This window comes from Pseudomonas sp. Choline-02u-1 (genome assembly GCF_002836515.1).
GTDB lineage: Bacteria > Pseudomonadota > Gammaproteobacteria > Pseudomonadales > Pseudomonadaceae > Aquipseudomonas.
The window spans coordinates 326,854-341,144 of the sequence record NZ_PJBC01000013.1 but is presented as its reverse complement, the minus strand read 5'-3'; the positions used below and the strand labels follow the sequence as shown (position 1 = coordinate 341,144).

General features: G+C 59.8%; 9 protein-coding genes. All 9 read right to left on the bottom strand.

The features are described 5' to 3' along the window. Window positions 1–36 precede the first annotated feature (36 nt). Complete coding sequence (locus CXF97_RS11690; protein ID WP_101158625.1) at window positions 37–3,597, bottom strand: glycosyltransferase; 3,561 nt, start codon at window positions 3,595–3,597, stop codon at window positions 37–39. A gap of 69 nt (window positions 3,598–3,666) precedes the next feature. Beyond that, window positions 3,667–5,214, bottom strand: coding sequence for a flagellar hook-associated protein 3 (locus CXF97_RS11685; RefSeq protein ID WP_101158624.1), 1,548 nt, complete (start codon window positions 5,212–5,214; stop codon window positions 3,667–3,669). A gap of 13 nt (window positions 5,215–5,227) precedes the next feature. Beyond that, window positions 5,228–7,288, bottom strand: a complete 2,061-nt coding sequence (flgK, locus tag CXF97_RS11680; RefSeq protein WP_101158623.1) for a flagellar hook-associated protein FlgK — start codon at window positions 7,286–7,288, stop codon at window positions 5,228–5,230. 24 nt (window positions 7,289–7,312) lie between these two features. Continuing rightward, window positions 7,313–8,629 carry a flagellar assembly peptidoglycan hydrolase FlgJ gene (flgJ, locus tag CXF97_RS11675; RefSeq protein ID WP_101158622.1) on the bottom strand — a complete coding sequence of 439 codons (1,317 nt, stop codon included), beginning with the start codon at window positions 8,627–8,629 and terminating at the stop codon, window positions 7,313–7,315. A gap of 11 nt (window positions 8,630–8,640) precedes the next feature. Next, window positions 8,641–9,729 (bottom strand): flagellar basal body P-ring protein FlgI, encoded by a 1,089-nt coding sequence (locus CXF97_RS11670; protein WP_256589804.1) that lies wholly within the window; start codon window positions 9,727–9,729, stop codon window positions 8,641–8,643. Window positions 9,730–9,756: 27 nt separating this feature from the next. After that, entirely contained in the window at window positions 9,757–10,452 is a 696-nt protein-coding gene (gene flgH, locus CXF97_RS11665; RefSeq protein WP_042558188.1) for a flagellar basal body L-ring protein FlgH, read from the bottom strand. 51 nt (window positions 10,453–10,503) lie between these two features. Beyond that, a complete protein-coding gene (gene flgG / locus CXF97_RS11660) occupies window positions 10,504–11,289 on the bottom strand; it encodes a flagellar basal-body rod protein FlgG (RefSeq protein ID WP_016771111.1) in 786 nt (261 codons plus the stop codon). Window positions 11,290–11,334: 45 nt separating this feature from the next. Next, window positions 11,335–12,075, bottom strand: coding sequence for a flagellar basal body rod protein FlgF (locus CXF97_RS11655; RefSeq protein ID WP_039761110.1), 741 nt, complete (start codon window positions 12,073–12,075; stop codon window positions 11,335–11,337). A gap of 272 nt (window positions 12,076–12,347) precedes the next feature. Next, window positions 12,348–13,910, bottom strand: a complete 1,563-nt coding sequence (locus CXF97_RS11650; RefSeq protein WP_101158620.1) for a sigma-54-dependent transcriptional regulator — start codon at window positions 13,908–13,910, stop codon at window positions 12,348–12,350. Window positions 13,911–14,291: the final 381 nt, after the last annotated feature.

Here is a 14,291-nt window from a genome sequence, read left to right as displayed (position 1 = left end):
ATGGGTTCAGCGCCCGGCTTGGCCGAGCGTCAGGGTTCAGTCCGCCAGCCAGGCATTCGCCCAGTGCTGCAGATGACGCGGTGTAAGCAAATAGTCTCGTAACACCACTTCACGCAGGGCATCGCCTTGACGGTAGCTGGCCTGGGGATCCGACAAGTGCATGCGAATCGCCTCCAACCACTGCTCAGTCGAGTTTTCGCGCACCCGCGTGCATGGCAAGTACCCCGCATAGGCCCTTGTGTCGGTGCAAATCACAGGAAAGCCGCACACGCCATATTCCAGCAGGCGCAGGTTGCTCTTGCAGTCGTTGAACAGATTCTGCTCGAGCGGAGCCAGGGCCAGGTCGAGGTTGAGGCTGGCCAGCTTCTGCGGGTACTGAGCCAGCGGTACGCCTCTGTGGAACTCTTTTACGTAGGGACGAAGAATGTCGGGGCACATGCCGAAGAAGACCCAGTCGACTTCATCGGCCAGGCATTTGACGACATCCAGCATCAACTCAAGGTCACCACGGTGACTGGTTCCCCCCGCCCATCCGACCCTCGGCTTGATACTCGTCTGGCGCTCGCTGGTCAGCCCGGCCCACAGCGAGGCTGCGAGCATGTTGGGTACCACACGAATATCCTGATGCATGTGTGACAGCGCATCGGCCAATGGCTCGGTAGAAACGACGAGCCGATCACACAGACCTATGGCCTGACTGAGTTTTTGCGCGGTGTCAGCCGGCCAGTTTCGGACATGGTCGTTCTTTTTCGGCGGATCGATGATGTAGTCATCGATCTCGAAGATTCGGCGGGCGTTGGAGAATTGCTTGAGCCGTGCGATCTCCTTGCTGCTTTCGTTCGCATAGCGAAGCTGGATGATAATGACATCCGGCTTTTCACGTTCTGCCTCGACAGGTTTCGGCATGCTGTAGCTCAGACGCCCCTGAATCCAGCCGGCGCGTTCCAGCTCACTGAATGGCTGAATGACGCGGTAGTGACCGACACCGGACGCATTGAACGGCAAAGCCAGCACTGAAGGCATCGCGCGGTCGATGAAAGGATCCCAGCCAGTGCGCAGACCGGGTTCAAGGTTGAAGCTTCCCTGGGTCAGGCTCAGGTTTCGATTGTAATTGGGGTCACAAGCGACCTTGGGCAGCCACCGCTGATAGAAGGCTTGCTGGTCGGCCTCCTGATCGATGGCCGAGGCAGCGCTTGCCATACCCAATCGCGCCACTTTGGAAAAAGGCGTCCAAACGACCAGGTAGCCAAGCTCGTGTGCCCGCAGACACAAGTCCGCATCGAGCCAACTCTGTCGCAACGAATCAGTGTCCAACCCTTGCAGCTCACGGAACAGCGTCCGGCGAACCATCAGGCAATTCAGACTCAGGGCGCTCCAGTTCTGCACCACATTCAAACGATCGAGATAACTGCTATCGACACAACCCACAAACGGGTTACCTGCCAGCCCCCGCAGGCCCAATACCAAAGCACCCGCAGCGACCGTGCCATCACGGCCGAACAGCTTGGGCCCGACGACGCCCACTTCAGGACGCTGGGCTTGTAGCATGAGTTCATCAAGCCACTGCGCATCGAACAGTGCACACTGCGCATCCAGCAATAAAAGGTAATCACCCCGCGCCTGCTCGCTGGCTTGATTCAAGCTCTCTGCTCGAGATCGCGATTGCACGCCAACGACCCGCAACTGATCGCCGCCCAGCCCTTCCATCGCCTTTAACCAGTCTTGCACCTCGGCTGATTCATCACCGTTGGCGATCAGCAGTACTTCATACGCGCCATAACGGGTGTGCTCGAACAAAGATTCGACACAACGGCGCAAGGTCAGCAAGTCTGCACAGACCGGAATCAGGATCGACACACTGGCCGACTGTGGGTGCTGATAGCGCACCCGGGTTGTTACGCTATCGGGCGTACTGTCGACCTGGGCCAAGACGCCCAGACGTTGCAGATGCGCGCGCACTACCGGTGCGGCCTGGGCCTGAATGGCGGGATCACGCATCCAGTCGGCGTAACTGTACTGACTCTGCACGAGCACTTCAGGGATATGCTCAACCACCTGCAAACCGTGGGTTTCAACCAGACGCCAGAGCACATCGTGTGACGCCAGTTCCGCGTACTGTTCGTCAAACCCGCCGATCGACGATAACGCCTCACACTTGAACGCCAACTGCCGCCCCACGTAAGGCAAGCTGCGCATCAGATCGAGATTGAAATCGGGCTTGAAAATCGGCATCGAGGGCCCTCGCCCATCGTGCGTCCCTTCATCGCTGTACAGGCATAGCATGTCCGTTCGCAAGGCCATGCGTTCGGCCATTATGACCAGCGCATGAGGGTGTAGACGATCACCTGCCTGCAGCAGAAGTATCCAGTCCGCCTGAGCGTCATTGGCCAGCAAGGTATTGATCTGGCCAAATCCGTCACCCCGCAGAACCTGATATTCCACCCCGGCAACGGCCGGTGACGTTGAACCGGCAGGCCCCAGCAACAGAATACGGCTGGCAGCGTAAGACTGCGCCGTCAGACTGTCCAACGTCGCGCGCAGCGCAAGCTCGTCATCTTCATGACAGAACACCACAGGCATGATGCGCGGCTGACAGGGCCACTGTTCGATGCGCTTGGGCAGCAGACGCTGCTGTCCCTCAGACAAACTGCGACACTCCAGCCATTCGGCATACAACGCAGCGAAATCAAGGCTGCTCGTACCCACCTGCTGGTTGAAAGTCGCGATCTGTTTGGTGAGGAAATTTCGGAGATCCAGTTCTTCCCACACCGGGTCAGCACCGTGATACGAAACCAGCGGCAGATAGCGCACGTAGCCTTCGGCAGGAGCCTTCTCACTGGTGCGCGCAGCCAGCATCTGCAGCAGCCACTCACTCTCGCAGGCAAACACTTCCGTCATTGCCACCTGATGGCTGAGCCGGCCCGGATGCATGCGCTCAAAACTCAAGAGTTGATCCAGGCTGGCGAGATGTCCGCGACGCAGCAAACAAATGTAAAGGGCCATGTCCAGGCGTGCAACAAAACCCTTTCCATCCTGCACCAGCGAGCCAAGGTATTCCTCGACTTGAGCGCGACGGAACAGGGCATGGCTGATGCCGCCGAACAGGTTGACCGTATTATCGGCGACACACGCCAGCAGGTCGGTACCGTGGAGCACGGCGCTTGTGGGCGAGATCAGGCAGTTGAGCAAACGAGAAGGAAGCAATATGTCGTCAGCATCGCAAAGCAATCGCTGACCGATCACTATGCTCAGTTCCTCGTTTTCTTGCAGCACGTTGGCCTGGCGACTGATGCAATGGTGGACCAGGGAGTCATCGTCGCAGAGGAACTTGATCATTTCGCCCGATGCGTGATTCAAGCAGGCCAGCAGGTTGCGGGCAAAACCCAAACGCTGGTGATTACGCACATAACGCAGGCTCGCTGACGATGTCTTGGCTAACTCTTCGCAGATTGCCTCGATTTCCGGACCGGAGCTGTCATCGCATATGACGATTTCCAGATGCGGATAATCCTGATTGATCGCACTGAGGAGCGCGCCACGAAAAAATTCAGGATTGAAGGCAGGAATAGCAATGCTGACAAGGAGCCGATCGTTCATTTGGGTAACCTGGAAAGAACGCCAGGTGACGATGGCCGTCACCTGGGTGCGTGCAGCGTGGAGGGTCTATCAGAGCCGGTTGAACAGGCCGAGCGAAGCGATTTTGCTGAATGCCAATTGAGAGGCTTGCAGCATGTTTTGCTGCAGGGTCAGCCGCGTCATGACTTCTGCAGGGTCAGAGTCACGAATGGTCGATTGCGTCTGTGAATTTGCCAGCACCAGCGCTTCGTTGGATTCGATTTGATTGTCCAGCGCCGCACCGCGACCGCCGATCGAGCTGATACTGACAGAGACCTGATCGAGACCGCTGGCGAGGTTGGCCATGCCGGCGGTCATCGCCGCTTGCTGCTTTTGGGTAGCGACAGCATCACCACTGCTCGGCGTATTGAGTGCGGTTTTCAACTGGCTCACGGTGTCCAGAATGTTCTGGGTTTCGTGGGTATTGACCGCAATATTGAACTGATCACCGTTCTGCAAAGGGTTGGCTACGGTGTCGTTCAAAGTGAACTCCACCCCGGATGCGGTAGCGGTATTGCCTACCATCGTGCCGCTGGAGACCGGTTGACTGTCGGCAGTAACCGGCGCCGCGTACAGATCGAACGTCGTGGCGCTGGTGAACTTCAGCACCGCCGAGCCACTCGGGAAGCTGGCGTTGTAAGCGGCCTGATCGGTGATACGGGTGCCAGTCGCCTGCACCGCACTTGGGTTACCGGGGCCACGGGATACGTTGAAGGTGTCCGGCTTGCCTTCAAGCGTGAACGTGCGACCCGTCAGCGGGGCGGCAGGGTCATTGATGTTCAGGGCCAGATCGACGCCGCGAAAACTGATGCTCTGCCCCTTGGCGTTGCTGATCACGCCGCCCTGAGAGGCCTCATTGGTGACGTCGTTGCCCAGGCCGTCAGTGATCTTCAACTGCGTACCGCTGACAAACTCCACGGTATACGGCTCCCCGCCGCGAAATTTGCCGTTGTACGTCACGTTCGAGCTGACCTGACCGTCGGACAAGGTCACGAGACCGTCATTGATCGAGCCAGTGACCTGGGTGCGACTGGTATTGATCGCCTGCTGGAACACTTCCCAACCGGTACTGTTGGTGGCCATCGACATGCTGTCGCCAACGGGCAGATTCAGGGTTACCTGGTCGCCGTTGTAGCTGTAGGTCCCATCAGAGTTGCGAGTGAACGGGACGGTGTCGCCCTTGGAGCCGGCGAAAATGTATTTGCCGTTTTCGTCCTGGCTGTTCATCAAGCTCAGCAGCTGGTCTTCGATCTTTCCCAGTTCCGAGGCATTGGCCTGACGGTCGGCATCGGTAAAACCGGCGTTATTGGCACCAATGGCCAGTTCCTTGGCCCGTTGCAGGACGTTGGTGATGCTGGTCATCACGGACTCGGCCTGACCCAGGGTGGCCTTGATGGTGTTGGAGTTGATCTTGTACTGGGCAAGCATCGAGGCTTGCTGGCCCAACTGCAGCAAACGCGAAGCGCCAACCGGATCATCGGCCGCGGTGTTGACGCGAACGAGGCTGCTCGCCTCTTCGCTGCTCTTGACCACATTGGCGAAGTTTTTCTGATAGTTGGCTGCCGAGGAGGCGTAAAACTGGCCGGTGGAAATGCGCATGGGCTACGACTCCTTAAAGACTGCTGATCAGTGTGGCGAAAGTTTCTTGCGCAGCCTTGATGATCTGCGATGACGCGGTGTAGTACTGCTGAAACTTGACCAGGTTGCCGGTCTCTTCGTCCAGATCGACACCCGAGAGCGAATCACGGGCGCCTTTGGCATTGGCCAGAATGGCATCGGTGGCAGCGCTGTCGAGTTTGCCCTGCGCCGCTTTGGCGCCGACTCCTTCAACCAGCTTGCCGTAGGCGTCCGTCAGGGAAATACCTTTGCTCGCCGAGCCGGTATCCACGGTTTGCCTGGTCTGCAAACCGGCCAGGATGCTGCCGTTGCGGTTGTCCAGCGTGCCCGGCTCACTGAGGCTGATGTTGATCGCCGTACCCTTGCCAGGCGCGCCGGCCACGGTCATGTCGAAACTGGCGGTGTATTGCGTAGCCGGCGCCGGCGGAATCGGTGCGCCGGTCGAATCCTTGAGCGCGATGGTCAGGTTCAGCGTGTTGCTCTGACCCGGCTTGATGGTGCCGCTGCTCAGCACGCCACCCTTGGCGTCCAGCAATTGATATCCCTGGCTGGTGCCATCGGCCGACGGATCGCCAAACACTACCTTGACCGGTGTCGAATACTTCAAGCCGTTCTGCATTGCAGTGGCCGTCGTTGCGTCGTAGATGTCGAATTTGGTCGTCAGGGTCGGCTGACCGCTGGCCGGGATGGTCAACGTGCCGCTGGCACCCGAAGCAATGGCTGCACCCAGCGGCGCCGCAATGGCCAGACGTTTGGAGTCAGTCATTTCGGTCTTGATATTGGTCGCTGCATTGCGCGTCGGGGTGATTTTGAACGTGTCACCCGCCGCTGCCGTGCCGTTGGTGAGTTTCAACGAAAAACCGTCGATCACCGGTGGCGGGTTGGTGGTGGTGCTGAATGCGCCAATGGCGGTGCCTTCCGGCAGACGCTGTACGGTGTAATCCGTGGCGCTGGTGAAAGTCACTCTGTAATCGTTGATGGTCAGCTTGCCGCTGTCTTTGATCGTGACTTCGAAATTGCCCGAACCCACGCTGTTGCCATCGGTGGCAATGCTGCGCTGGGCGATGTTGGCGGCGCTGTTGATGCTGTTGAACAGGCTGCCGCCAAAGTCACCGTTCTTGTCGATGCCCTGCGCCTGGATCGTGTTCATCTGATCGGCAACGACAAGCGCTACGCGACCCAGCTCGTTCATCGCCGGATCGAGCACGGTGCTGCGATAGCGCAGCAGGCCGCCGATCTCGCCGCCGGTGATGTTCGCCGTCATGTCAATGACACTGGAGCCGTAGTTCAAGACAACGCCCAAGCGGGAAGGATCGGTTTTGCTAGGGGTCATTTCCAGTTTGCTGGAGGTTCCACCTATTACCAGCGGCTGACCGTTGCCCAGGTAAAGATCCATGTTGCCGTCACGCTCGACCACCTGCGCGCCCGTGAAAGTGGACAGCTGGCGGATGGTCTCGTTACGCGCATCGAGCAGCTCGTTCGGCTGGCCGCCGCTGCTGGAAATCTGGGAAATCTTCTGGTTCAACTGAGCGACGGTAGCCGCCAGCTTGTTGACCTGATCGGCCATGCTCGTCAGGTTGCCGTTAATGTCAGAGTTCTGTGCGTTCAACTGGCTGGAAACCGAGTTGAAACGAGCACTCAGGGCTTGCGCATCGCTGAGCAGCAATTGCCGGGAAGCATCATCGCCCGGCTTGGCATTGACGTTCTGCACCGAGGCGAAAAACTTGGTCAGCGCGCCATTGAGGCCGGTACCGCTGTCGGACAGCAGCTTGTCGAGCGGTGTGACCTGGGCCTGGTAGGCGGCCGCGTCGCTGTTGAGCGAAGTGCTGGTCTGCAACTGCGCATCGATATAGCTGTTGTAGACCCGACGCACATCCGCCAGGGTGGTGCCGCTACCGATCCAGACGTTGCCGTACTGGTTTGAGCCCTTGGTGTTTTGCACGGTTTGCTGACGGGAATAGCCGGCGGTATCGACGTTGGCAATGTTGTTACCGGTTACCACCAAAGAAGATTGGCTAGCGGATAAACCCGACATCCCGATATTGAGCAAACTCATGGTTCAGACCTTATTACCTGTGCCTTATAAAGGCGTGGTGGAGACACCCGCCGCAGCGTAGTTTTCAAAACTGTTCATCTGCTTGGCAATTTGCGAAATCTTCGTCGCGTAGTTCGGGTCGGTGGCGTAACCGGCCTTCTGCAACTCGCGTACAAACTGTTCTGGGTTATCGGCTGACTTCAGCACTTCTTGATAGCGATTGTTGCTCTGCAGCAACGTCACCAGATCGTGGAAGCTGTCCTTGTACGAGGCGTAGGAACGGAACTCGGCCGTCTCCTTGACCATCGCGCCATTGCGGAACTCGCTGGTGATCGCCCGGGCCGAATCGCCCTTCCAGTTGCTGCTCGCCTTGATGCCGAACAGGTTGTGGCTGCTGCTGCCATCCTGGGCGCGCATGACCGATTTGCCCCAGCCGGTTTCCAGTGCCGCTTGCGCCACCAGATAACGCGGGTCGACGCCGATGCGGTCGGCGGCTTCCTTGGCCATCGGCAGCATGGTGTTGACGAATTCGTCAGCGGAACTGAAGGCCTTCTTCGCCGGCGCCAGCGGAATCTGCGCCATGGCGCGGCCGTAAACCTGCATCTGCCCGCCAGCGGCTTTCTGCTCTTCGGCACGGGCCAGCCAGTCGCCGTTGTACAAAGCGCCGGAGCCTGTGACGGCGGTAGTCGCAGCCCGTTGCGGCAAGGCGTTGGTCGCAGCTGCCGACGTGTTGGCAGTGGCAGCACTCGGTGCCGACGGCACCAGACCGGCGAGCAAGCGATCAGCCAGTTTTGGCGGCAGAGCCAGGCGACGCTGATTGATCAATTGCATGTCGTTGCGGTGAGAAATATCGGTGTTCGGCGCATTCACCGAACGCGACGCCCACAACGGCCGCTCGCCGTTCACGCGAGACAGCGGACCGTGGGTGGCAACGGTGCCGGCGGCAATCGGCGTCGGCACGGCGGCGGCCTTGGCCAGTGCTTCCTGCTGCTTGGCGGCGGACGCGGCGGCAGCCTCGCCCGGGGCCATCGGTTTGTTCTTCGACATCTGCCGCATCAGCACGTCGGCCAGGCCGATACCACCGCCCTCCCGGGACATGGAAACCGCCAGTTGCTGGTCGTACATTTCCTGATATTGCTTGGCCGCCGGCGTGTTCAGCGGGTTGTCCTGGCCGAGCGCTTCGGTGGCCGAACGCATCGACTTGAGCATCTCGCCAAGGAACAGCGATTCGAATTCCTGCGCAACCTTGCGCATGTTTTCATCGCTGTTCTTGTCGCCGACCTTGAGCTGATTCAGACGATTGAGGTCGGAGTACGAACCCGAATCGCTGCTGCTGACCAGACCGCTTTTGCGCATATCCATGGTGGCCGGCCTCAGATCACGATCAGGTCGGCTTGCAACGCGCCGGCCTGCTTCAGAGCTTCGAGAATCGCCATCAGGTCACCCGGTGCTGCGCCGACCTGGTTCACCGCACGGACGATCTCGTCGAGGGTGGTGCCCGGGCCGAACTTGAACATCGGCTTGGCTTCCTGTTCGGCATTCACCCGCGAGCGCGGCACGACGGCGGTCTGGCCGTTGGACAGCGGACCCGGCTGGCTGACGATCGGGTCTTCGGTGATGGTCACGGTCAGGCTGCCGTGGGTCACGGCGGCCGGCGACACTTTCACGTTCTGGCCGATGACGATGGTGCCGGTGCGCGAGTTGATGATGACTTTCGCCACCGCCTGACCCGGATCGACTTCGAGGTTTTCCAGGATCGACAGGTAATCAACGCGCTGGCTCGGATCCAGCGGCGCAGTGACACGGATCGAGCCGCCGTCGATGGCTTGCGCAACGCCAGGGCCGAGCATGTCGTTGATCTTGTCGACGATGCGCTTGGCGGTGGTGAAGTCGGAGCGGTTGAGGTTCAGCGTCAGGCTGTTGCCCTGGTTGAAACCGCTCGGCACCGAACGCTCCACCGATGCACCGCCAGGGATGCGACCGGCCGACGGAACGTTGACGGTAATCTTCGAACCGTCACGGCCTTCGGCATCGAAACCGCCGACCACCAGGTTGCCCTGAGCGATTGCATAGACGTTGCCGTCGATACCTTTGAGCGGCGTCAACAGCAAGGTGCCGCCGCGCAGGCTCTTGGAGTTACCGATCGAGGACACAGTGATGTCGACCTGCTGACCCGGTTTGGCAAACGCCGGCAGATCGGCACTCACCGACACCGCCGCGACGTTTTTCAATTGCACGTTGCCCGATCCCGGCGGCACCTTGATGCCGAACTGCGAGAGCATGTTGTTGAAGGTCTGCAAGGTGAACGGGGTCTGCGTCGTCTGGTCACCGGTGCCGTTAAGCCCGACCACCAGGCCGTAACCGATCAACTGGTTGGAACGCACACCGGAAATGCTGGCGATGTCTTTCAGCCGCTCGGCGTGTGCGGTGAACGCCGCAGACATCAATAACGCGGCCACCATAAGGCTTTTCAGATTCAACGTAGCCACCTAGAAAGGGAACAGCGGGCTGAGGAAGAAACGGTCGAACCAGCCTGGCTGACTCGTATCGGCAAACGCGCCGGTACCCGAGTAGGTGATGCGCGCATCGGCGACACGGGTCGACGACACGGTGTTGTCGGTCGCGATGTCATCGGCGCGGACCATGCCGGCGATGCGCACCAGTTCGTCACCGGTATTGAGCGTCAGCCACTTCTCGCCACGCACCGCAATAATGCCGTTGGGCAGCACGTCGGCCACGGTCACGGTGATCGAACCGGTCAGGCTGTTGCTCTGCCCGGACTTGGCGTCACCCTTGGTCGAACGGTCGGCGCTGTAGCCGGCGTTCAGGCTCAGGTCGCCGCCACCGATCGGGTTGTTGGTGGTCAGGCTGGAGCCGAACAACGAGGTCAGACCGATGCTGTTGTCGCTGTTCTTGTCCATCTGCGAGTTGGCATTCTTGCTCGCCTGGGTGCGCTCGTTGAGGGTGATGGTGATGATGTCACCGACCCGGAACGCCTTGCGGTCGCTGTACAGGTTCTGCTCGAAACCGGCCTGATAGATCGAGCCGTTGTTGGCGGCAGCCGGCAACGGTGTGCGCGGCAACACCGGGGCGTAATACGGGTCATTGGGCTTGGGCGTCGGAGCGACGCAGCCCGCGAGCGAGACGACCCCACTCAATGCCAGAACAGATACAAAGCGATTCATGACCCTACCTCACGGTGTTGCTGGCGACCTCAGGCCGCCCCAAAGACTGGATTACAGATTCTGCGTTACGAACGAGAGCATCTGGTCGGCGGTGGAGATCACCTTGGAGTTCATCTCGTAGGCGCGTTGAGTGGTGATCATGTTGACCATCTCTTCAACGGTGCTGACGTTGGAGGTTTCCAGGGTGTTCTGCAGCGTGGTACCGAAACCGTTGAGGCCCGGGGTGCCGATCTGCGGCGCGCCGGAAGCCGCGGTTTCCAGGAACAGGTTGTTGCCCACGGCTTGCAGGCCGGCCGGGTTGATGAAGTCGGCGGTCTGCAGGTTGCCGATCACTTGCGAGGCCGGGTTGCCGGCGATGGTGATCGACACGGTGCCGTCACGGCCAACGGTGAAGGTCTGCGCGTCGTTCGGGATGATGATCGCCGGTTCCAGAGCGAAACCGCTGGCGTTGACGATCTGGCCATTGGAGTCGAGGTGGAAAGTACCGTCACGGGTGTAGGACGTGGTGCCGTCCGGCTGCAGGATCTGGAAGAAACCGCGACCGTCGATGGCCATGTCCAGCGGCTGCTCGGTGGTTTGCAGGCTGCCGGCGGTGAAGTTTTTCTGCGTGCCGACAATGCGCACACCGGTACCCACTTGCAGACCCGACGGCAGTTCGCTGTCCTGGGTCGATTGGGCGCCTGGCTGACGCTTGATCTGATACAGCAGGTCCTGGAACTCGGCACGGTCGCGTTTGAAACCCGTGGTCGAGACGTTCGCCAGGTTGTTGGAAATGGTGGTCAGGTTAGTGTCCTGGGCGGACAGACCGGTTTTGGCAACCCATAGAGCCGGAAGCATTCGATTCTCCTCGTGCGCCTGTTTTACGGCGCGACGTTCTGATAATTAGCTGATCTGCAAGACCCGAGCCATGGCCTGGTCGTCGTCTTTGGCGGTGTTCATCATCTTGACGTGCAACTCGAACTGCTTGGCCAGGGCCAGCACCGAAGTCATTTCTTCCACGGCATTGACGTTGCTCGACTCGAGGAAACCCGAGACCAGTTTGACGTTGGCGTCGGCTTGCGCCGGCTGGCCGTCCTTGGTGTAAATCGAACCGTCGAGGCCTTTGTTCATGTTCTTGATGTCCGGGTTGACCAGTTTGATCCGGTCGACTTCGGCCATGACACGCGGGCCTTCGCCCATCGCGCGAATGCTGATGGTGCCGTCTTCGCCGACTTCGACCTGTTGCTCCGGCGGCACGGCGATCGGGCCGCCGTTACCGATGACTGGCATGCCGTTGCCGGCACGCAGTACGCCGAGGGCGTCGATGTTCAGGCTGCCGGTGCGCACGTAGCTCTCGCCACCGTTGGGGTTTTGCACGGCGATGAAACCGTTGCCTGATACTGCGACGTCGAGTTCACGCCCGGTCTGCACCAGCGAGCCCGGCGTGAAGTCGGTGGCAGGACGTTCGCTCATGGCAAACGCGCGCGCCGGAAAGCTGTCACCAAACACCGGCATCGAACGCGCCTGCTCAAGGTCGCGCTGGAAGCCGTTGGTGGAAATGTTCGCCAGGTTGTTGGCATGCGCCCGCTGCGCCAGTGCGTTCTGGCTGGCGCCGGTCATTGCCACATAAAGGTACTTGTCCACACTGTTTCCTCTGCATGCCGGACGTTTGCCGCCCACCGCTGTACTGCTCAGCCATAAGCAATTTGCAGACCAACTTTTTATTGGCAGGCGAAGGCCCGGTAAACAAAGGGCTTTAGCGAATTACGAAGGGAATTTGAAATGTGCAGAAGACGAAAAACCGGCGGTGTCATGCCGCTTCGCGGCAAGAGATCAAAAGATCGCAGCGTTCCGCAGCTCCTACAGGAAACCGCGTTCCAAATGTAGGAGCTGCCGAAGGCTGCGATCTTTTGATCTTAAGCTCCGCTGTCTTTACCCACCTCATACTCACGCAACTTGTTGGCAATAGTCGTGTGCGAAACACCCAGCCGCTTGCCCAGTTGCCGACTGCTCGGATGCTCGGAATACAACCTTTCCAGCACCGCTTTCTCGAAGCGCCCGACGATCTCGTCGAGATTTCCGTCCAGGGAAAAATCGCCAAGCGGCTGACGCACGCCGTAATCCGGCAGGCGGATATGTTCGGCCTTGACCTTCCCACCGTCGCACAAGGAAACCGCCTGGAACAGCACGTTCTCCAGTTGCCGCACATTGCCCGGCCAGTGGTAATGGCTGAGACGATCCATCGCCGCCGGGGCCAGTTTCGGCAGCGGACAGCCGATCTGCCGACTGGCCTGATCGAGGAAATGTTCGACCAGCGGCGTCAAACCGTCGAGGCATTCGCGCAGCGGCGGAATGTGCAGCGACAGCACGTTCAAGCGGTGATAAAGATCCTGACGAAACTCGCCCCGCGCGCATAGTTCGGACAAGTCCACCTGGGTGGCGCAGATCACCCGCACGTCGAGATAGACCTCTTCATCACTGCCGACGCGACGGAAGCAACCGTCCTGAAGAAAGCGCAGCAGCTTGACCTGCAAGCGCGGGCTCATCTCGCCGACGCCGTCGAGAAACAACGTACCGCCAGCGGTCAACTCCAGCAGACCGAGCTTGCCTTCGGCCCGCGCACCTTCGAACGCGCCGGGGCCGTAGCCGAACAATTCGGTCTCGGCCATCGACTCCGGCAGCCCCGCGCAGTTGAGCGCCATCAGCGGTGACTGGCCACGCGGACTGGCGAGGTGGCAGGCGCGCGCGAGCAGTTCCTTGCCGGTGCCGGTTTCGCCTTCTATTAATAGCGGCGCATCCAGCGGCGCCATGCGTCGTGCTTCGCGGACCACGGCGGCCATGATTTTTGAGCTTTGGAAGATGCTGTCGAAGCCGCGCAACTCTTGCTTGCGCACATTATAGATACGCTCGCCGACGCGGTCGGCGCGGTGCAGCGTCAACACTGCGCCGGCCATGGCTTCGCTGTCGTCGTGCTCCGATTGCAGCGGCGCAATGTCGGCGAGAAAGATATCGCCCTTGACCTTGACTCGCATGCCGTTGATTCGCGACTTGTTGGCGCGCACCAGTTCCGGCAGGTCGAAATCCTCGGCGTAGCGCGACAGCGGAATCCCCGGCACCTCATCGACGCGCACCCCGAGCAACTGCGCCGCCGCGCGGTTGGCCGCGACGATCGAGCCGCCCATGTCGATCGACAGCACCGGAAACTCCAGTGCACCGAGCAACGCGTTCAACTCCATGTGTCGACGCTCGCTAGGCATGAGGCCGACGCGCTTGACACCGAAGACCCCTCCAATTGCCTCGAACTTGGGGCGCAACGCCTGGAACTGGATGTTGATCAGGTTCGGGCAATGCAGATAGATCGCATTGCCGTGCTCACCGCCAACCTCGCCGCGCGCAACGTTGATGCCGTACGCGACCAGCAGATTGAGAATGTCGCGCAGGATGCCGATGCGGTTCTGGCAATGGACTTTGATGCGCATAGAAAAAGGCCCGATAGAAAATGAAGTGCCATGCACGCACCGCTGTGGGAGCGGGCTTGCTCGCGAAGAGTCCCTGTCAGTCGACATTTATGCAACTGACCCACCGCATTCGCGAGCAAGCCCGCTCCCCAAGGGATAATGCCGGGCCGAATGGTGTGCGCTGCCGAGGCTTTTCTGCCGAGGCACGCAGATAATTGTCAAGATTATGTGACAGCCCCCGCGCTTTTCAAACCCGCTAATCGCCGCAAATGCGCATTACTCGACAAAGCGTAACGATAACTTTACGAAAGTCGCCGAATTTTCCTACGTGTACGCGCTTCAACATGCTGCACGCCCCGCCACTCTCCGGTATTCCTTTTCCCATCGCTGGATATAACAAAA